This is a genomic window from Pseudarthrobacter sp. NIBRBAC000502770, from assembly GCF_006517815.1.
Lineage (GTDB): Bacteria > Actinomycetota > Actinomycetes > Actinomycetales > Micrococcaceae > Arthrobacter > Arthrobacter niigatensis.
The window spans coordinates 676090-695571 of the sequence record NZ_CP041198.1 but is presented as its reverse complement, the minus strand read 5'-3'; the positions used below and the strand labels follow the sequence as shown (position 1 = coordinate 695571).

The window sequence follows — 19482 nt, the reverse complement described above, 5'->3', positions numbered from 1 at the left end:
GCCGGGCGTCCTGTTAGGGCCTTAGCGGGCGGCGAGGACCGCTGAGTAGAGCTCCCGCTTGCTGACGCGGACGTCTTCGGCGACGGCGGCGACCGCCTCCTTCAGCCGGATGCCCTGGGCCACCAGTTCGTTGACCGCCGCCACATGGTCTTCCGGGGTGCCTGCCGCCTGTTCGGGGGCGCCGCCCAGGACCACGGCAATCTCGCCGCGGACCTCGTTGTCCTCGGCCCACTGGAGGAGTTCGCCCACCGTGCCGCGGATGACTTCCTCATAGGTTTTCGTCAGTTCGCGGCACACTGCGATCCGGCGGTCCGGGCCGAACCTTTCCCGCAGGGCCCGCAGCATTGCCTCGAGCCGGTGCGGGGCCTCGAAGAACACCATGGTGCGCCGCTCCCCCGCCAGGTCAGCCAGGCGGGAGGCCCGCTCGCCTGCCTTGCGGGGCAGGAATCCTTCGAAGCAGAACCGGTCCGTGGGCAGGCCGGAGAGCGCCAAGGCGGTGAGCACGGCGGATGGCCCCGGAACAGCGGTGACGGGGAGTCCGGCTGCGATGGCCCCCTCCACCAACCGGAACCCGGGGTCCGAGACGGCAGGCATCCCGGCGTCGGTCACCATCACCAGCGTGCTGCCTGCACGTACCTGGTCCAGCAGCTCGGCCGTCCGGGTGGCCTCGTTGTGCTCGTGGTAGCTGATGATGCGGCCGGCAACCGCGACACCCAGGCTTTGGACCAGGCGGTGGAGGCGCCGGGTATCCTCGGCCGCCACGATGTCCGCCGTTCCCAGCAGTTCCACCAGCCGGGCGGAGGCATCGCCCGTGTTCCCGATGGGAGTGGCGGCAAGGACAATCCGCCCCGCCGTCGCAGGGCCGGGCTCGGGAGGGGTGCTGGGGTTCGGGTCCACCCACCAAGCCTACTGCTGCCGGGTCTTCCAGCCGCAAAAGGTAGCATGGGGCTCGTGACGCAGACCTCGACGCGGCCCGCCGGGGCCGGGAAACCCAGCCCGGCGGCATCCTCCACCGGAACCGGCGCCACTGCGGAAGAGACGGCCGGGACGACTTCCCGGGCCTGGATCAGCCGGCCGGACGAAGCGTTCACAGTCGAAGCGCTCAAGGCGAGGCTCATCGGCACCGCCACATCGTGGCGCGACTATCCGGCATCACTCCGGCTCTGGTTCATCCTGGTTCCGGCCCTCACGGCGGTAGTCGCCGGCCTCCTCCGCTTCGTCCGCCTGGAAGTGCCGCACAAGCTGGTCTTCGACGAGACGTACTACGTCAAGGATGCCTACTCCTACCTCATCAGCGGTTACGAACGCAGCTGGCCGGACAAGGCCAACGATTCCTTTAACGCCGGAAATCCGGACGTCCTGCTGAACACCCCCGAATACGTGGTCCACCCGCCGGTGGGCAAATGGATGATCGCGGCCGGCATGTGGCTCTTTGGGCCGGAGAACCCCTTTGGCTGGCGCTTCGCGGCGGCCCTCACGGGCACCCTGACCGTGCTGCTGGTCTCACTGATCGCCCTGAAACTGTTCCGCTCGCTTCCACTGGCCGGCGCCGCAGGGCTGCTCCTCGCCGTCGACGGCCACCACCTTGTCATGTCCCGCACCTCGCTGCTGGATGTCTTCCTCACGTTCTGGGTCCTCGCCGCCTTTGGGGCACTGCTGATGGACCGCGATGACGGGCGCCGCCGCCTGGCCCACCGGCTGGCCCGCGCCGCTGCCGCGAACGGCGGCCAGCCCCCGGCCGCGGCGCTGCTGGCCGGACCATGGCTGGGCGTGCGCTGGTGGCGGGTTGCCGCCGGGGTCTGCATGGGACTGGCCGTGGGAACAAAATGGTCGGGCCTGTTCTTCCTGGCCGGGTTCGGCATCCTCACGGTGCTGTGGGACCTCAATGCCAGGCGTGTGGCGGGCATCCGCGGCTGGATCAGCGGCGGAGCTATCCGGGACGGGATCCCGGCCTTCCTGGGGATGGTCCCCGTGGCAGGGATCGTCTACTCGGCCAGCTGGACAGGCTGGTTCCTGTCGGACAACGCCTACTTCCGCCATTGGGCGGAAAGCAACCCGGCGGCGGAATGGGGCTGGCTCCCGGACTCCGTACGGTCCCTGATCCACTACCACCTGGAAGCGTACAAATTCCATCAGGGCCTGAGCTCCGAGCACCCCTACCAGGCCAGCGCCTGGAGTTGGCTGGTGATGGGGCGGCCCACGTCTTTCTTCTATGAGTCCCCGCCCCAGGGCACCCCCGGCTGCAATGTGGAGAAATGCACCTCTGCCATCCTGTCCGTGGGAAACCCGATGGTCTGGTGGCCAGCCGCCATTGCCTTGGTGGTCCTGCTGTTCTGGTGGGCCGGACGCCGGGACTGGCGTGCCGGGGCGGTGCTCGCCGGAGTCGCCGCGGGCTACCTGCCGTGGTTCATGTATCCCGAGCGGACCATGTTCTACTTCTACGCGGTGTCCTTCGAACCGTTCCTGGTCCTTGCCCTGGTATATTGCCTTGGCCTGGTCCTGGGCCGGTCTTCGGATCCCCCGTGGCGCCGGCGCTCGGGACTGTACCTGGTGGTGCTGTTCCTGGCGGCGGCAGTCCTGCTGTCGGCATTTTTCTACCCGATCTGGACCGCCGAAGTGATCCCGTACGTCGACTGGAAGGTGCGGATGTGGATGCCATCCTGGATCTAGGGCAGGATGGCAAGGGAGACCTGAAGGAGCCGCTGCCGCGGCGTGGCAGCGGAAACGGAGACCTGCTGTGAGAGAAGCGAGCACGGAACTGCTGGTTGAGCTTGACGCCAACAGCAACGTGACTGACCTGCTGCTGGAGCAGCACGCCGCCAACCCGGCCCACGCCCTGTACCGGCGGAAGGGGCCCAACGGCTGGGTGGACATTTCCGCGCAGAAGTTCCTGCAGGACGTCAGCGCCCTGGCCAAGGGCCTGATCGCCGGCGGCCTGGAGCCCGGCGACACCGTGGCGGTCATGTCCCGAACTTCCTATGAGTGGACTCTGGTGGACTTTGCCATCTGGTTTGCCGGCGGCGTCACCGTACCTATCTACGAAACGTCGTCCGCAAGCCAGGTGCAGTGGATCATCCAGGACGCAGGAGTCCGCCGCGTGTTCGCCGGCGACCGCGCCACTGTACAGCTCGTCAGCGGCGTGGTGGCAGGTTCCGCCGAGCTCAGCGACCGCCTGGTCAACGTGGTGCGGATGGATTACGACGGCGAGGCCCCGGACCTTGCCAGCCTCGCCGCTGCGGGCACGGGCGTCAGCGACGCCGAGTTGGAGCGCCAGCGGAGCCGCGCAGGGCTGGCCGATCTCGCCTCGCTCGTATACACCTCCGGCACCACGGGCAAACCCAAGGGGTGCGAGATCACGCACGGTAACTTCGCCCTGGTGGCCAGGAACATCGTTGCGTTCCTGCCGGAAATCCTGCAGAAGGACCAGGCCCGCACCCTGATGTTCCTGCCGCTGGCCCACGTGCTGGCCCGGGCCGTCCAGGTGGTGTGCCTCGCAGCCGGGGCAACCCTGGGGCACACCCCGGGCGCGGCGCAGCTCCTGGAAGACCTTGGGTCGTTCCGGCCCACTTTCCTGCTGGTGGTGCCCCGCATCTTCGAAAAGGTCCGGGCGACGGCCGCGCATAAGGCCGCCGTCGCAGGCAAGGGAAAGTTGTTCGATGCCGCGGCGGCCGCCGCCATCGGGTACTCCCGGGAACAGGACCGGCAGAGCCGGGGCGACGGTCCGGGCCCCGGCCTGCTCAGCAGGGCCCGGCACGCCGTGTATGACCGCCTGGTGTATCCCCGCCTGCGCCAGGCTTTGGGCGGAGAGGTTGGATACACCGTCTCCGGCGCCAGCCCCCTGGCCTCCGATGACGCACACTTCTTCCGCGGCGCAGGCATTCCCGTCCTCGAAGGTTACGGGCTGACCGAAACCACAGCGCCCTGCACAGCCAACACTCCGTCCCGGACCAAAGTGGGAACAGTGGGGATCCCCGTGCCCGGGACCACCATCCGGGTGGCCGAGGACGGCGAAGTCCTGGTCAAGGGAATTGGCGTGTTCAAGGGCTACCACAACAACCCGGCAGCAAATGCTGAATCGTTCGTGGACGGGTTCTTCCGCACCGGTGACCTGGGCGCCCTGGACAAGGACGGCTTTTTGACCATCACGGGCAGGAAGAAAGACCTGCTGGTGACCGCCGGCGGCAAGAACGTAGCGCCTGGACCCCTCGAGGAGAAGATCCGCACCCACCAGCTGGTAGGCCATGCGGTGGTGGTGGGCGACGGCAAGCCCTTCATCTCAGCCCTGCTGACCCTGGACCCGGAAGGGGTTGCCAACTGGCGGTCAGAGCGGGGCCTGCCCCCGCTCCCCCTCACGGAAGCTGCCGGCGATCCCCTGATACTGGCCGCCCTCCAGGAGGCGGTGGACCTTGCAAACCGGACGGTGTCAAAGGCCGAGTCGGTGCGGACCTTCAGGCTGCTTGACGCCGAGTTCACTGTGGAGTCCGGGCACCTGACGCCGTCGCTCAAATTGAAGCGTGCCGCCGTGGTGACGGAGTACCAGGCGGAAATCGCCAAAATTTACGACTGATCCACCAATTCCTGCTCCGCCAACGCCTCCCGTGCCTCCGGCGCAACGCCGCGGCGGCGCCGGGTGGGCCACGTGAGCACCAGCGTCACGAGGGACGCCAGGAGAACCAGGCCCGCAATGGCGATGCCGGCGTCGATCCAGAACTGGCTCGGGAACAGCCTGATCAGCGTGTCGTCCAGGCTGAAGGTCCAGGACCCGTCGGCAAAGAAGACGCGGTGGAATTCGGTGAAGAACTGCTGCCAGCCCAGGGCCGCCAGTGTGCCCAGGCCCAGGATCAGGACCAGCGTGATGATGGAGCCTGCGAAGAGCCCCCGCCGGACCCCGCCGGTGCTGCGCCTGCGCAGGTACAGGATGGCGATCAACGCCAGGAGCAGCAGCAGCGCACCCGCGCCGACGGTGGAGAGGATGACGGCCTTGACGTCAGCCATGTGGCTGACTTCGCCGTCCTTGAAGAGCTTTTCCCCGCTCCGCTGCACCAGGTCGCCCAGGTACCTGGGGCCAGCCCAGTTGAGGAGGTAATCCACGGCGTAGGAGCCGTAGGTCATCCTGTCGTCGGTGCTGAATCCGTAGCCGTCGCCCGGGAACCCTGGGCGGTTGTACTCCACCCAAAGGAAGAGCGGGGTGGTGACCGCACGGACGGCCACGATCAGGAGGATGAACGGGTAGATGATCGCGAGCAGGACCTGCATGAAGCGCGGCGCCACTGGCTTGGCGTTCGCTGCGCTTTCACGCTGGGCGTTGCGGCGCTCCACTTCCTCTTCGGGGGGACGGACGTGGAGCGCAGAAGTAGGAAGGGGTTCCTTGAACACCGGCGAACCGGGGCTGCCGGCCGGCTCGTCCGCTGAAGAGGCGGCAGCCGACGATGCGGCGCCCGGACGTCCGGCTGTGTTGCTTCCGGGAGCGGAGGTTTCGACGGCGGCTTCGGCGGCCTTGCGGTGGGCCCGGGTTTCCGGCTGCGGGGTTTTGCCCTCTGCCGCAGGTTCCTGGCGGGCCGCCTTGTCCCGGCCGGCTTCTTCCCCACCAGGCTTGTCCCCGCGGGGCTCTTCCCCACTGTTCGTGTCCCCGTCAGCAGGCGTCAGCCAGGAGAACGCGGGCTCGTCGGAATCCCCGGACGTATCCAGCAAAGGCTCCGGCTGCGGCGCAGCGCTTTTGGCGCGGACCGGTGTTTCGTCATTCACAGCAGCGTCACTTCCGTTGGGTTCCGCGCCGGTTCCATTCCGCCGGCGCGATTCATTCTGCTGACGAGCCTACCGTCCGGAACTTCCGCTGGGCGAGGAACCACCCCGGCTGGATTACAACGATTCAGGCAGCGATTTCCGTGTACCCGGCATCCTCCCGGCGGAGGTCTCCGCGTTCCCCCGCGAGGAAAGCGCGCCTGCCCCACACCAGGACGTATGTCCAGTACGCCCCGAGGACCGCCGTGCCAATGCCTATCCGGGCCCAGGCAGGGAGCGGACTGGGGGTGACAAACCCTTCCACCAACCCCGAGACGAACAGGACCAGGACCAGTCCAAGGGCCACCGTTACCAGCGACCTGCCTTCTTCGGCCACCGCCCGTCCCCTGGTCTGCGGACCAGGCGAGACCATGGCCCAGAAGATCCGCAGTCCCGCCGCAGAGGCGACAAACACGGCGGTCAGCTCCATCAGCCCATGAGGCAGGATGTAGCTGAAAAAAATGTCGGACTTACCAGCGGCGGCGAAGATTCCGGCGGCAACGCCAACTCCCTGGGCATTCCCGAACAGGATCATCGGCACCCAGACCCCGGTGATCCCCAGGGACACGGCCTGTGCGCTGATCCACGCGTTGTTGGTCCACACTGCGCCGGCAAAGGACGCTGCCGGGTTTTCCGAGTAGTAGTTGATGAAGTCCTGGTCCACGTACTGGGCGGCCGCGGTCTCGGACGCCACGGCCCTGAGGGCGTCCGGCGACGTCCCGATCCAGGCCGCGTACGCGGCGGCGATGAGCACGAAAGCCGTTCCGCACGCCAGGGTGAGCCACGTGAGCCGGTACAGCGCGGCGGGCAGCGCCACCACAAAGAACCTGGCAAGGTCGGCCATGGCGTTGGACCGTGCCCCGGTAAAGCGTGTCCTCGCCTGCGCCAGCGTGGCAGAGAGGGAAGCGGACAGGCCGCCCTCCGGAGCCATGGAGCGGACCAGCGACAGGTGGCCGGACGCTGATTGGTACAAGGTCAACAGCTCGTCCGACTCGGCGCCGGTGAGCCTCCGTTTGCCCGCAAGCTCCTGCAGCCGCGCCCACTTGTCCGCATTAACGGCGGCGAAGGCATCCATGTCCACGGCTACAGCCTAGCGGGCGGCACTAGACTTTGACCGTCCGCACCGTCGGATGGTCCACATCATCAGCCGCGGAGGGAAAGGACGCAGTATGAGCCAGATCATCACCGGCGAGGCCGTGGTCCTCGAGCTTCGGCCCGCGGGCTTTGCGGCCCGGGCACTGGGCCTGGCCATCGACGCCGTTTTCCACGTGGTCCTGCTCGTGCTGATCATGCTTGGCCTGGCCGCCGCCGGCAGGGACCTGGACGGCGCGGCCGCGCGCGCCCTTGGCCTGGCCGCCGTCGTCTTCTGCCTGGTGGTGGTGCCCGTGGGAATGGAAACCCTGACCCGGGGCCGGTCGCTGGGGAAACTGGCCACGGGTCTGCGGGTGGTGCGTGAGGACGGCGGTGCCATCCGGTTCCGGCATGCCGTGATCCGGGGACTCACCGGATTCCTTGAAATCTACCTGACGTTCGGGGGGCTTGCCCTCGCCGTCGCACTCTTCAACGACAAATCCAAGCGGCTCGGCGACCTGCTCGCCGGCACGTACGCCGTGCGAAGCAGGGTTCCTGCAGAAGCGGCCCTCCGGGTTTTCGTGCCGCCCTACCTTCAGGCGTGGGCGGCCGCGGCGGACATCGGGCGGATCCCTGACGCCACGGCGCGCAGGGCTGCCCAGTTCATCCGCCAGGCGGGCCGGATGGCTCCGCTTTCGAGGGCCGGCATGGCGCAGGCGATCGCCGGGGAACTGTCAGCCCATGTGGCCCCGCCGCCACCGCCGGGGACGGGCCCGGATGACTATCTGGCCGCCGTCGTCGCTGAACGACGGAACAGGGAGTTCACCAGGTTGTCGCAGTCACGCCGGCGGAACACGGAGATGGGACAGCGGCTGCAACGGTTGCCGTTCGCCGAGTGACTCAGTTGTCGTACTCACTCCACGGAATGTTCCAGTCGCCATATCCGTCGGTGTTCGCCGCGTAGTCACCCTCCGTGTTGATGATCTGGACGACGTCGCCGGTTCCCATGTTGTCGAACACCCAGGCTGCCCCGTCCGGAAGGAACCCGATGCAGCCGTGGGACACATTCGCGTTGCCGATGTACGGATAGGCGGACTCCAGTGCCTGGTGGATGTAGGCCCCGCTGAGGGTCAGGCGGATGGTGTATTCGACGTCGGCCTCACCGTAGTACGCGGGATCGTCCGGCTTCAGGCCGATACTTGCCGCCCTGAAGTGGTCAAAGCGGTTCTTCTCCATGAGCACGGCATATCCCTTGGCGGAGGGGAAGCGTTTGTCCCCCATGCTCACGGGCAGCGTCTTGACGGGCTGGTCGTTGACACTCAGCGTGAACGTGTGGGCCGTGGCGTCCGCGATGGCCACCTTCTTATCCCCAATATTGACGTTGACTTTCTTATTGAAGTTGGCGATCTGGCCGTTTCCAAGGTCGACGCCGAAGAGCTGCATGTCCATGGTGACGGTGGAGTTCGCCGCCCAGAAGTTCTCGGGACGGTACCGGACCATGGTGTCGCTGTACCAGTGGAACGCCCCGGTCTGTCCCGCCGTGGTGGTGATCTTGATGGCCTTTTCCACGGCGGCGCGGTTGGTCACCGGCTCGCTGAAGATGATCTGGAGGGGCTGGCCGACGCCCACCTTCATGCCGTTCAGGGGGTAGATGGCGGCATCCGCCTCATGTGAGCTGGAGACGGTGTTGAAGGACTGGGTGGTGCTGGTCTCCCGCCCTGCACTGTCCTTGACAACATAGGTGTAGCTGTACCCGGTGTTGAATTCCAGAGGCGCGGTAGCGGACCATGAGGTCCCGCCGGCGTCAATGCTTCCGTCGATGCTCTTCCCCGCGATGCTGGCCAGGGTGACGCGCTGGATGGTCCCGTTGCCCACCTTCAGGGAAACCGGCGCGGCGGGGTTGACCTGCTTGGCGCCGTCGGCGGGTGCGGCGTCGACCTTTACCGGCGGGACAACGGGCGATGCGATGCCCGGGGATGTGCGCAGCGCGGAGCCTGCTTCCGATTCAAGGGGCCCGCCTGCGAGTCCCGGAGCGACGGCGGCAAAAACCCCGCCCACGGCAGCCAGGATACAAACGGCAGCCACGGCAATGATTTTCTTGGCAGTCCCCCGGCGGCGGGGCTTTACATCAGGCTCCATGTTTTCGATCCTACGTGCAGAAAATAACGGGCCCGGGCACGTTGCGCGCCCGGGCCCTTACGTCTCAGTAACGATAGTGCTCGGGCTTGTAGGGGCCTGCGACGTCAATGTCCAGGTATTCAGCCTGGTCCTTGCTCAGCTCAGTGAGTTCAACTCCCAGGGCGTCAAGGTGCAGCCGGGCCACCTTCTCGTCAAGGACCTTGGGCAGGACATAGACCTTGTTGTCGTACTCGTGCTGGTCCCGCTTGGTCCACAGTTCGATCTGGGCAATGGTCTGGTTGGCGAACGAGTTGCTCATGACGAACGACGGGTGGCCGGTGGCGTTGCCGAGGTTAAGCAGCCTGCCTTCGGAGAGGACGATGATGGAGCGCTCGGCATCCTGTCCCTCATCGAAGACCCACTCGTGGACCTGCGGCTTGATCTCAACCTTCTTCACGCCGGGGATCCGGGCAAGGCCCGCGATGTCGATTTCGTTGTCGAAGTGGCCGATGTTGCCCACGATGGCCTTGTTCTTCATGCCGGCCATGTGCTCGGCGAGGATGACGTCCTTGTTGCCGGTGGTGGTGATGAAGATATCGCCCTGCGCCAGGACCGACTCCAGCCTGGCCACCTGGTAGCCGTCCATGGCTGCCTGCAGTGCGCAGATGGGGTCGATCTCGGTGACGATCACGCGCGAGCCCTGGCCGCGAAGAGCCTCGGCGGCGCCCTTTCCGACGTCGCCATAGCCGCAGACGACGGCGACCTTGCCGCCCATGAGCACGTCCGTGGCCCGGTTGATGCCGTCGGGCAGGGAGTGCCGGATGCCGTACTTGTTGTCGAACTTGCTCTTGGTCACCGAGTCGTTGACGTTGATGGCGGGGAAGAGCAGTTTGCCCTGGTCTGCGAGCTGGTAGAGGCGGTGGACGCCGGTGGTGGTTTCCTCGCTGACGCCCCTGATCGTGGCGGCGGTGCGGGTCCACTTCTGCGGGTCTGCAGCCAGGGAGCGGCGCAGAACGTCAAGGAAGATACCGTATTCCTCCGAGTCCTCGGGGTCTGTGGAGGGAACAGTGCCCACGGCTTCAAACTCCACGCCCTTGTGCACCAGCATGGTGGCGTCGCCGCCGTCGTCCAGGATCATGTTGGGGCCAAGCTCGGGGTTGGCCTCGGCGCCCGGCCAGGTGAGGATCTGTTCGGCGGTCCACCAGTATTCCTCAAGGGTCTCGCCCTTCCAGGCGAACACGGGCACGCCCTGGGGATCCTCGACGGTGCCCTTGCCCACCACCACGGCTGCGGCGGCTTCGTCCTGGGTGGAGAAGATGTTGCAGGACGCCCACCGGACCTCGGCGCCCAGCGCAGTGAGGGTCTCGATCAGGACAGCGGTCTGGACCGTCATGTGCAGGGAGCCGGCAATCCGTGCGCCCTTGAGCGGCTGGGAGGCCCCGAACTCCTCGCGGAGGGACATCAGGCCCGGCATCTCGTGCTCGGCGAGGCGGATCTGGTGCCGGCCGGCTTCGGCCAGGGAGATGTCGGCAACTTTGTAGTCAAAAGTCATGGGTGGTCCTTTGCTTGGTCCGGGTCCTGGTCCAGTCCCCGTGCTGCTGTGTTTGTGCGTGCGGAGGCAGGTGAACTAGAGCCCTGCCGCAGCGGGATCATGCTGGTCCGAACCTGCGGAGGCGGCTGCCGCCAGCAGCTCCGGAGGCAGCAGCAAAGGGATCCCGTCCTCGATGGCGTACCGGTTCCTGATGCCCGTGTCCCCGGCGGCGGTGGCCACCAGTTCGTCCCCCTCCTGCACCAGGGGCGAGCCGGTCACGGGGCAACGCAGGACGGACAACAGCTCGGGACTGATCTTTGGCATTTGTTCATGCTCCCCTGGCGGGCGCGCTCGCGCCGGTGGCGGAAAAGATGTGCAGGTTCCAGCCTACCGCCAGATGGGGTTCAGGACGGTTCCCGAAGGACCCGCAGGTGTCCACGGCGTGCGCCTTCGGTGCCGGCTGGCGCTTCCAGGGCGGAGTGGTGTGCCCGCTGGGCGGGCGCCTGCGGCTCCGCGGGGAGGGCGGCGGCGTCGCGGACGGCGTTGGCAAGGGCCAGCAGGTCGTCGGGACCAGGTTGTTGCGGGGTGGACGGCATGGCCAGCCGCAGTACTTCCCAGCCGCGGGGAACTGTCAACGAATCAGCGTGCTGCTCGCAGAGGTCGTAGCAGTGCGGTTCGGCGTAGGTGGCCAGCGGACCCAGGACGGCGGTGGAGTCGGCATACACGTACGTCAGGGTGGCTACCGCCGACTGGCGGCAGGCAGACCTTGAACATTGACGGATAGCTCCCACGACATCACAGACTACCCCTTCGCCGGCGAAAAGCCGCGCATTGCCGCTCCGGCCGACGCGCCCGCGGGGCACAGCGGATGTATCGCGAAAATCCTCCCCCGGGTTTACAGTCGATGTATGCAGTCATCGAACCATGAATCAGGTTTTTCGGTCCGGTTGGCTGACCCGGATGCCACCGCGGCAATGGGTACGGAAACCAGTGGCAGGAGCTTCTCCCGGCGGCGCCGGAACCGCCACGGGCGCGGCCTCCGCGGCGAGGTGATGCTGCCAACCCATCCCGGCTACCGGACCCGCGCCGACCGCTTTGACGACATGGTGCTGGACTCGGCCCAGCGGCTGCACGACATCTGGGGCAAGACGCTGGACGGCGTGCGGTTCGGCGTGGACGAAATCCCGCCGGAGCTGGAACAGTTGGCGGCGACTGCGTCCACCCCGCCCATGGGCTCCTACACGCCGGCCGCGGACGGGGACGGCCCCACGATTACGGTGTACCGGCGGGTGGTGGAGCAGGCGTGCTCCAGCGTCGAAGAACTCCAGGACCTGGTCCACGACGTGGTGGTGGAACACACGGCGGAGATGCTTGGCGTGGCGCCGGAAACTTTGGACCCGGTTTACCGCCGCCGCTACTGAGGAGCCGGCCCGCACGGCGGGCTGCCTGAGTCGCCTTTACTAGTAGCCCAGGCTGACCGGGACGGTTTCCTGCCCGGCTGCAGCGGCCAGGAAGGCCAGGGAGGAAACGTCGTTGCGGCCTTCCTGCCCCACGAGCACCGAACCGTAGGCGGCATCCCCGGACGCCGACACCACATAGCCAACGACGTCGGCCCCGCCGGCCTGGTCGGGAATGCTGATGGAGGCTGTGGTTCCCCCGGCGATGTCCGCAGTGGCCGCGGCGCGTACCTTTCCATCGGCTGTGATGGGCGAATACGTGATAGTGGCCCTGGAGTCCAGTACGCCGAACACCAACTGGCGTTGGCCGCCCTTGGGAACCGGGACCACGTGCTGGCTGCCCAGCCGAACGGCTGATGCCGCCCAGGCCACATCCGAGGGCTGACCGGCCTGGAGGCCGCGGGTCATCCGGGCGGCGGCAAGGAAGGAGACGTCTGAAGAGGCAGCAACCGTGTACTGGCCGGCGGGTACCCCTGCCAGGGAAACCTCAGTTGTTGAACCGGCTTTTGCGGTGATGACGCCGCCGGACGGAAGCGCGTGCTGGCCGTCGCGTCCGTACAGCTTGATCTCCACCACGGCGTCAGAAGCGCCGGGCACCGTCAGTTCCAGGGCGGGGCCTGCATCCCGGTAGCCGGGCTGTGCCGTCAGGGAAGCCAACCCGGCAGGGTCCTGGAGATCCACTCCCGTCATCACCTGGCGTACCCCTGGGGCAGTCCCCGGGCTGATGTAGTCCACGCCGCCGGGAGTAAGTCCGCGCAGGAAGCTCTGCTGGATGGAGGCTGCGACCGGTCCACCGGCGCTGCGGACGTGGACGCTGAGCTGGGACTCGTTGGGGGCGAGCCCGGCGAGGACCACGCTGCGGGTGGTGCCGGGAGCAACCAGCAGGCCGCGGCTGCCGGGCGCCTGGATCTGGCCGCGGCCCCCGAACAATTCGAGGCTCACGGTAGCTGGTGTGCTGGAGGCGTTGGTCAGGGCGAGCACGGAGGTGCGGCCCACCGTGGTACTGGCACCAGCCAGCCACTGGTCATTCGAAGGTTGCCCGCAGGTTGCGGCAGCACTGCCCTGCAGGTCACCGTCTGTGGCCGTATATTTCATGGCCCCGGCGGCCGACGCGTTCTGGTTCGCGACGGCGTTGGCACCCACGACGTTCACCTGGTCCACGGTCCGGTCCGCCACCACTCCGGCGAGGAGTTCCTGCGGGGCCGCGGCAGTTGGGGCCGGCCCCGGATCCTTGGCAATTTCGACGGGGGCCGTTCCGTCCAGGTGCGCCAGCCGGCTGCCCGGCAGCACGCCGCCGGCGCTGAGCACTGCGGCGCTGACCCTGGTTGCGGCCGTGGCCGACTCCGGCCGGAACTGGGCGTCCGTCCCCGCGTCCGTGCCTTCCAGCAACCGCGCAGGGCCGGGGCATACGCCAACGCTGGCCCCCGCAGGGACGGCTGCTTTGGCTGCTGGCACTGTGCGGCTTGATGCAGGTTCCGCCACCAGCGATCCAGCCGTGACCACGGCCCCGGCGCCGGCGAGGATCAGCACGCCTGCGGCCACCCCGGCGATCGAGGCCGCCCGGCCTTTACCGCCCGGCAGCCGCGTAGCGCCGCGGCGAGAGCCTCTCGGCCCCTTCCCGGTCCTGTGCACGCCCGCGCTGGGTTTGCCGCCAAAACCGGGCTCTTCTGTTGCCGCCGCCTGCCCGCCGGCCAGGGGCTGCCCGGCAGCGTCCGCCGTCCCGGTCTCCGTTGCCCCGGTCCCAGGCGTCCCGGCGTGCGGGATTCCGATGTCCCGGATTCCGGCGTCGGCGTTGGCATTGGCATTGGCATTGGCATTGGCATCAGCCTTGCCGGCAGGTGGGGTGTGCTCATGCATGTTGGTGTTCCTTACGCAGGGAGCCCTCGTCCCGTGAGAGGCCGGTCCGTGGCCGCCGGGCCGGCATGGGGATCGCCAGGATGACAGTCAGCCCGATCACCGTGATTTGACCGACTGCAGCCCAAAGGGACCAAGGGTTCTCATAGCGGACCGTCAGTTGGCCGGCGGACGCAGGCAGGGTGAAGGCCTGTGACCAGCCTGAGGTGGTGGAGGTCAGTTTCCGGCCGTCGAGCCAGGCTGTCCAACCGGGATCGGCACGCTCGGCGAGGACCACCAGCCGGCCCTCCGGCCCGGCGGGCACTGCGGTATCGACGCCTTCAGCATTTGATGCCACCAATGCCGTGGCCGTACCGCCTGCGTCGACAATACGGACCCGGTGGGCCACATCAGCGGCCTGGGTGCCGCGCTGGTTCAGGGGGCTGATGCGCCACAGCCAACCGACGTCGGTCTGTCCCACGGCCACCAGGCCCGGGACTGCGTCCATGCGGCTTGCGGTCAGCTGGGCTGCGGTGTCGGCGGAGCGCAGGACCACGAAGCCGACGCCGAGTTGTTCGAGGTCGGAACGGGGGTCCACGCCCTGCCCGGCCACCATGGTGGCAACAACGCGGCGGACGGCTGCGGTGACGTCGTCGTCGCCGCGTATTTCTTCGGAACCGGGTCCGCCGATGATGTTCCTGGCGGAGGCGATGGCGGAGAGGCTGTCCAGCGTGGTGCCTGCCCCGCGCATCAGCGAGGCGTTGAAGGTCCCGTCGTCACCGGTGCCGAGGAGGAGGGTCCGCGTTTGCTCGGGTCCGGTACCGCGGTCAACAGCGGTGGCGGGAAGGGAGCGGCCGGTGGCAGCGTCCACGAGCCGCGGAACTCCCAGCGCTCCCCCGTCCGCCGAAGCGGTAGGAGATGTGCCGGCTGCAGGGCCCTGCGCTGCCGGTGCGGCAGCTGCCGGGGTGGCCGGACGCAGCAGGTTCTGCGCGGACCAGGCGGCCATCCCTGCCAGCGGGCCAGCCAGCACCAGCACCAGGGCAACGGCCAGGCCGGCGCGGGCCGCAGTCCTGGTTCCCGCCCCGGCACCGGAGGTCCGGTCCGCAGCGGCCAGGAGCTGCTCCCAACCGAGCAGTGCCGCTGCAAGGAGGGCAAAGGAAGCGGCAGACACGGCAGGTCCGGGGAACGGCGCCACGATGACATCCGTGTTCAGTCCCGTGGCAACGTGGCCCGCGAACCAGCCGCTGGCCAGGGCGATGATCGCAGCGGTCCAGAACCACCTGGCAGTCCGCGCCCGGCGTCCTGCGCTGAAGATTCCCACGACGGCAAGGACCAGCACCGGCCCGGCAATGAGCACGGCGAGCAGCAGGGCCCATGGCACCGGGCCGCCCGCGAAGGCCGACAGTCCATGGAGGCCACCGGCGGGGTTGAACGACAGGGGTTGGCCCATGAACTGCTGCCACAGTGGCGCTGCCTCGAATCCCAGCGGGAGGCCCGGGTCTGCCAGGAGCGCGCGTGGCCTGTCGAGGGTGGACAGCGCGAACGGGACGAACAGGGCCGCGCTGGGCAGCAGGGCCCACCACACGGTCCGTCCGCGCCCTCCCAGCAGGACGCCGCACAGCACGATGACCAGGGTCGCGGGAAGAAGAAGGGAGGGCGCCGAGGCGGTGGTGACCGCCAGCGCCAGGCCCGCAGCAGCAGCGGCCGTCCACGACGGCACACCGTTGATGCCCGCCTTCGCCGGGAGTTGCTCACCGGCCGGGTAGCCGGGCGCCGTAGTGGCGCCGAACCGTCCGTGGCCAATGGCCGAACCCGTGGCCCGCAGCAGGCCCAGGACCACCAGCGGCAGCATGATGTGGGCAATCAGGGCACCTGCCCGGCCCTGGTTCAGCGCGGCCTGGACTGCCGGCGCCGCAGCCCAGAAGAGGGCGGCTGCGAAACGGAGCCGCCGGCGTTCGGTGACTCCGCCAGCGGCGAACCACGCGGTGAGTCCGGACAGCGGGGCACCGAGCAGGAGCAGCCAGGCCATGGCAGCGTTGGCATCGCCTCCGCCCGCGAGGCCGATGATCCAGAGGACGTAGTCAAAGGGATCGCCGCGGCCGGGAAGGCCCGCTCCGAGGCTGATCCACCAGCTGGAGGCGTTGTGCCAGATATCCCCGAGGCCTGCGGAGACCGGGATCAGGGCACCGCCGGAGACGGCGGCGGCACGGAACAGTCCTGCCAGCGCCAGCAGCGAGGCCACTGACGCGATGATGACGGCGGCCAGGGCGCCATTGCCCACCCAGCCGCGCTTGCTGGTGGCCAGGGCCGCGAAGTCGTCCGCGGCGTCGCCGGTGGGCTGGTGTGCGAGCGGGTCCTGGACAAGGTGGTCCGCGCCTGACCCGTCCGATCCCAGCGCCTCCATCAATGACCGGCGGTGGCTCCACACCTCCCGGCGGGGCGTCTGGAGCTTGCGGATGACCGACCGGCGGATGCGCCGCGTGCGTTTGGCCGCCCTGCGGGCCTTGGCCACGGCCCGGGGCCTGCCCAGCGCCGCGCAGGTGGCGAGGAGCTGGGAAATGCCATGCCCGGGATCTTTGACGACGATGCTCAGGAGCAGCTTGAAGAGGCTGCCGAGCAACGCGCCGATGCCGTGGACGGGCACCATCCAGAGCGGGCTGTGCTTCAGGCGGAGGTGGACCTGCGCTTTTCGGGCGGCTGACGGGTTCCCCAGGGCATGGGGCCGGTGCGCCACGTGGAACATCCGGGCCGCGGGAACCACTACAACGCGGTGCCCGGCAAGTCGGTTCCGCCAGCAGAAGTCGACGTCGTCTCCGCTGCCCGGCAGTGCGGGGTCGAAGCCGCCCAACTGTTCCCAGACATCCCGCCGCACCAGCATGCCGGCGGAATTCACCGCGAACGTGTCCGTGCGGCCGTCGTACTGGCCCTGGTCCATCTCGTCCGCGTCGATGAGGGTAAGCCGCTCGGCCCAGCGGCTGGTGGAAAGACCCACATCCATCAATTTCCGCGGCGAATGCCAGTCCAGCTGCTTGCAGCCCGCGACCGTAACAGATGGGGCCCGCTCCACGGCGCCCAGGAGTTCCGCGAGGGCTTCCGGCGCCGGCGCCGCGTCGTCGTGCAGGAGCCAGATCCACTCCGTCCGGCCGGAACCGGCATCTCCATCGAAGGGCACGAGCGCTGCCAGCGCTGCGGAGACAGCGGAACCCATGCCGCCCTTGCCCCGCGAATGGCTGACAACGGCGGCCTCCCCCAAGGCCCGGCTGAGGAGGCTGTAGGAATCGTCGCCGGAGCCAGCGTCAACGCCGACAGCGCGGTCAACCGGGCGCGTTTGGGCGGCCAGTGCCGAAAGGGTTCTGGGCAGATAGGCACTGCCGTTGTGGGCAACCACAACGGCAGTGACATGGACATCCTGAAGAATTAGATTGCTCGCTTCCTAAGCCGCCGGCGCTCACGCTCGGAAAGGCCTCCCCAAATGCCAAACCGTTCGTCATTGGCCAGCGCGTATTCGAGGCACTGGGACCTTACGTTGCAGGCGCCGCAAACCTTCTTGGCGTCGCGGGTTGAGCCGCCCTTTTCGGGAAAGAATGCTTCTGGGTCGGTCTGGGCGCACAAGGCGTCAGTCTGCCAGCCGAGCTCGCCTTCGTCATCGAAGTCCTGCTGCAGCGGCAGTCCAATCCATACCGGCTGGACAGTCCCGGCGGCCAACTCCATGGGCGGATCCAGGTCCTCCTCCGGCTCGGCACCCCCGTCCAACAGGGCTTCATGCGCCGCGAGGAACGCGGTGGCCTGGTCCTCGAGGACACTCGTGGAATTCCTGGTGTACCTCTCCGCAGCATCAGGATCTGCGGGATCCACGTACCAGTCGCTGGGCACCCCCCGCGCACGGTACTTTGCCGTTGCCTGGCCGGCCACGACGGCATCTTCCTGGATACGCTCTGCTTGCCCCACGGCGACCCTCCTGATGTTTCAGCCATTGCCTGGATACGTGGACACTCGGTTGTGTGCCGGTATTTACGCAATTGCTTTAGTTACCTAATTACACGTGTGTAACTAGGGCTAGTCAAGCCGTTGCCGGGATAATAGACAGTCCTTGTTCAGAAGTTTGCGCACGCCACGCCCGGGATTTTTGCCGGCCCGGGCGTGGCGTGGGCCGCAACTGGCCGAAGGTGTACGAAAAACCCGTCAAAATGCAGTGCTGGCGGGGAAAATACCCGGTCTCCGGCAAAATAGCAAGCAAACTTAGCAACTGTAGTGATTAACATCACTCACGCTTCCGCGGCATGCAATCGAAGCCATCGCCGGATGACCCTGTCATTGCGGAGTGGCAGGATGAACCCATGACGACAACCCCCGCAATTGACCTAATGGGCACCCTGCGCTCAGGCAACTCAACGTCACCACGGCTCACCTGGTACGGACCCGATGCAGAGCGGGTGGAGCTCTCGGGACGGGTCCTGGACAACTGGGTGGCAAAGACCAGCAACCTTCTGCAGGATGATCTGGACGCCGAACCCGGCATGCGGCTGCGCCTCGCCCTTCCGGCGCACTGGAAAGCGATCGTGTGGGCGCTGGCGTCCTGGCAGCTTGGCCTGGAAACAGTCCTCGACGGCGGTCCGGCGGACTTCCTCGCCACGGACGACCCTTCCGGGGCCACGGGAGAGGACGCCGCCGTCATTGCCGTTGCACTCCCGGCACTGGCCATGCGGTGGCCCGGGGAGCTTCCCGCCGGCTGCCTTGACTATGCTGCCGAGGTGCGTTCCCACGGGGACGTGTTCATGGCGCACACCGACCCGGATCCGGAAGGATGCGCCGTCCGCACCAGCGAAGGGCGTACTGTCCCCCACCGGGAGCTGTTGACCGGCTTTGCCGTTCCACACGAGGAGGGTGCCAGGGTGCATGTCCCCGCGGACCGCGGGCTCGAATCAGCTTTGTCCAGTGCGCTGGGGGCCTGGCAGCGGGACGGCTCCGTGGTGCTGACCCATCCCGGAGTGGCACTTACCGACAAACTGCGGGCGGACGAACGCATCCACGGCAGCTGACCTCCACGTACGCCTGCTAGGCCTGCGGGCCGCCGTCCACGGTGGTGGAAGCTGGACGCTCCGCGGCGCGGGCGGACTCCCGGTGCGGGTGGGCTTCGATGATCTCGTGGTCGTGGGAGAACTCCGGCTCCTGGTCCAGCTCCTGGTTGAAGACCAGGAAGCGGTAGGCGAAGAAGCGGACAACCGTGGCTACCAGGATGCCGGCCACGCCCGCCAGGAACAGCAGGTTCTTGTTGTCGATGCCCATTCCGTACTTGGCCAACGCCGTAAAACCGGTGGAGATGCCGATGCCTATGCCGTTGATGATGACGAACATGACAAACTCGCGGAGCACGTTGGCCTGGCGGCGGTGGCGGAAGGTCCAGAAACGGTTGGCCACCCACGAGAAGATGGTGGCAACGGTGGCGCCGACAAAACGTGCCTTCGCCTCGCTGTCCGACATTGGGCCGTGCATGAGGTAGTAGGTCAAGCCGTTGTCGATGACGAACGCCACACCGCCCACCGCCCCGAACTTGGCCACCTCGCGCCAAAAAAGTGAGGCGAGCCCCCGGATACGATCTGCAAGTGAGCTAAACATGACCCTCCATGGCCTGACGAACTGTGGGCCACGTGGCCAAAGCTCCATTTTAGCCCCCAAACCTTTGAGCTGCCC

The 19482-nt window shown here is 67.5% G+C and carries 16 protein-coding genes; 5 read left to right on the top strand and 11 right to left on the bottom strand.

All coding sequences use genetic code 11. The annotated features are described in order from the left end of the window. Nucleotides 1–21: 21 nt before the first annotated feature. The gene (gene rsmI / locus NIBR502770_RS03590) at nucleotides 22–897 is read right to left on the bottom strand and encodes a 16S rRNA (cytidine(1402)-2'-O)-methyltransferase (RefSeq protein ID WP_141181051.1); all 876 of its coding nucleotides are present in this window, start codon (nucleotides 895–897) and stop codon (nucleotides 22–24) included. A gap of 45 nt (nucleotides 898–942) precedes the next feature. Between rsmI and NIBR502770_RS03585 the strand changes: the two genes are divergently transcribed. After that, nucleotides 943–2670, top strand: a complete 1728-nt coding sequence (locus NIBR502770_RS03585; protein ID WP_141181050.1) for a dolichyl-phosphate-mannose--protein mannosyltransferase — start codon at nucleotides 943–945, stop codon at nucleotides 2668–2670. Nucleotides 2671–2737: 67 nt separating this feature from the next. Then, nucleotides 2738–4567 carry a long-chain fatty acid--CoA ligase gene (locus NIBR502770_RS03580; protein WP_141181049.1) on the top strand — a complete coding sequence of 610 codons (1830 nt, stop codon included), beginning with the start codon at nucleotides 2738–2740 and terminating at the stop codon, nucleotides 4565–4567. On the opposite strand, the gene NIBR502770_RS03575 is transcribed toward NIBR502770_RS03580, so the two are convergent. Beyond that, nucleotides 4558–5745: a TIGR01906 family membrane protein gene (locus NIBR502770_RS03575; protein ID WP_141181048.1), complete on the bottom strand. Its 1188-nt coding sequence runs from the start codon at nucleotides 5743–5745 to the stop codon at nucleotides 4558–4560. The genes NIBR502770_RS03580 and NIBR502770_RS03575 overlap by 10 nt on opposite strands. A gap of 124 nt (nucleotides 5746–5869) precedes the next feature. Further along, nucleotides 5870–6862 carry a stage II sporulation protein M gene (locus tag NIBR502770_RS03570; RefSeq protein ID WP_210418908.1) on the bottom strand — a complete coding sequence of 331 codons (993 nt, stop codon included), beginning with the start codon at nucleotides 6860–6862 and terminating at the stop codon, nucleotides 5870–5872. Between the two features lie 88 nt (nucleotides 6863–6950). On the opposite strand from NIBR502770_RS03570, the gene NIBR502770_RS03565 reads away from it, so the two are divergent. Next, nucleotides 6951–7751, top strand: a complete 801-nt coding sequence (locus NIBR502770_RS03565; RefSeq protein WP_141181047.1) for an RDD family protein — start codon at nucleotides 6951–6953, stop codon at nucleotides 7749–7751. Nucleotide 7752: 1 nt separating this feature from the next. Here NIBR502770_RS03565 and NIBR502770_RS03560 read toward each other — a convergent pair whose 3' ends face one another. From NIBR502770_RS03560 to NIBR502770_RS03545, 4 genes are all read right to left on the bottom strand, one after another. Beyond that, nucleotides 7753–8991 carry an Ig-like domain-containing protein gene (locus NIBR502770_RS03560; RefSeq protein WP_141161154.1) on the bottom strand — a complete coding sequence of 413 codons (1239 nt, stop codon included), beginning with the start codon at nucleotides 8989–8991 and terminating at the stop codon, nucleotides 7753–7755. Between the two features lie 64 nt (nucleotides 8992–9055). After that, complete coding sequence (gene ahcY / locus NIBR502770_RS03555; RefSeq protein ID WP_141181046.1) at nucleotides 9056–10522, bottom strand: adenosylhomocysteinase; 1467 nt, start codon at nucleotides 10520–10522, stop codon at nucleotides 9056–9058. Between the two features lie 75 nt (nucleotides 10523–10597). Beyond that, entirely contained in the window at nucleotides 10598–10825 is a 228-nt protein-coding gene (locus NIBR502770_RS03550; RefSeq protein ID WP_141181045.1) for a Trm112 family protein, read from the bottom strand. 80 nt (nucleotides 10826–10905) lie between these two features. After that, nucleotides 10906–11292 carry a DUF3499 domain-containing protein gene (locus NIBR502770_RS03545; protein WP_141161157.1) on the bottom strand — a complete coding sequence of 129 codons (387 nt, stop codon included), beginning with the start codon at nucleotides 11290–11292 and terminating at the stop codon, nucleotides 10906–10908. A 117-nt stretch (nucleotides 11293–11409) separates the two neighbouring features. On the opposite strand from NIBR502770_RS03545, the gene NIBR502770_RS03540 reads away from it, so the two are divergent. Then, entirely contained in the window at nucleotides 11410–11922 is a 513-nt protein-coding gene (locus NIBR502770_RS03540) for a metallopeptidase family protein (RefSeq protein ID WP_141181044.1), read from the top strand. 39 nt (nucleotides 11923–11961) lie between these two features. On the opposite strand, the gene NIBR502770_RS03535 is transcribed toward NIBR502770_RS03540, so the two are convergent. Genes NIBR502770_RS03535 through NIBR502770_RS03525 form a run of 3 tightly spaced genes read right to left on the bottom strand, consistent with a single transcriptional unit; the run spans nucleotide 11962 to nucleotide 17739 of the window. Then, nucleotides 11962–13815 (bottom strand): DUF5719 family protein, encoded by a 1854-nt coding sequence (locus NIBR502770_RS03535; RefSeq protein ID WP_246857385.1) that lies wholly within the window; start codon nucleotides 13813–13815, stop codon nucleotides 11962–11964. Beyond that, nucleotides 13808–17179 (bottom strand): glycosyltransferase, encoded by a 3372-nt coding sequence (locus NIBR502770_RS03530; RefSeq protein ID WP_141181043.1) that lies wholly within the window; start codon nucleotides 17177–17179, stop codon nucleotides 13808–13810. Before NIBR502770_RS03530 ends, NIBR502770_RS03535 begins: the two co-directional genes overlap by 8 nt. A 29-nt stretch (nucleotides 17180–17208) precedes the next feature. Then, nucleotides 17209–17739, bottom strand: a complete 531-nt coding sequence (locus NIBR502770_RS03525; RefSeq protein WP_141161160.1) for a WhiB family transcriptional regulator — start codon at nucleotides 17737–17739, stop codon at nucleotides 17209–17211. A 389-nt stretch (nucleotides 17740–18128) separates the two neighbouring features. Here NIBR502770_RS03525 and NIBR502770_RS03520 point away from each other — a divergent pair, with 389 nt between their 5' ends. Next, entirely contained in the window at nucleotides 18129–18830 is a 702-nt protein-coding gene (locus NIBR502770_RS03520) for a TIGR03089 family protein (RefSeq protein ID WP_141181042.1), read from the top strand. 16 nt (nucleotides 18831–18846) lie between these two features. Here NIBR502770_RS03520 and NIBR502770_RS03515 read toward each other — a convergent pair whose 3' ends face one another. Beyond that, nucleotides 18847–19407, bottom strand: a complete 561-nt coding sequence (locus tag NIBR502770_RS03515; protein ID WP_141161162.1) for a GtrA family protein — start codon at nucleotides 19405–19407, stop codon at nucleotides 18847–18849. Nucleotides 19408–19482: the final 75 nt, after the last annotated feature.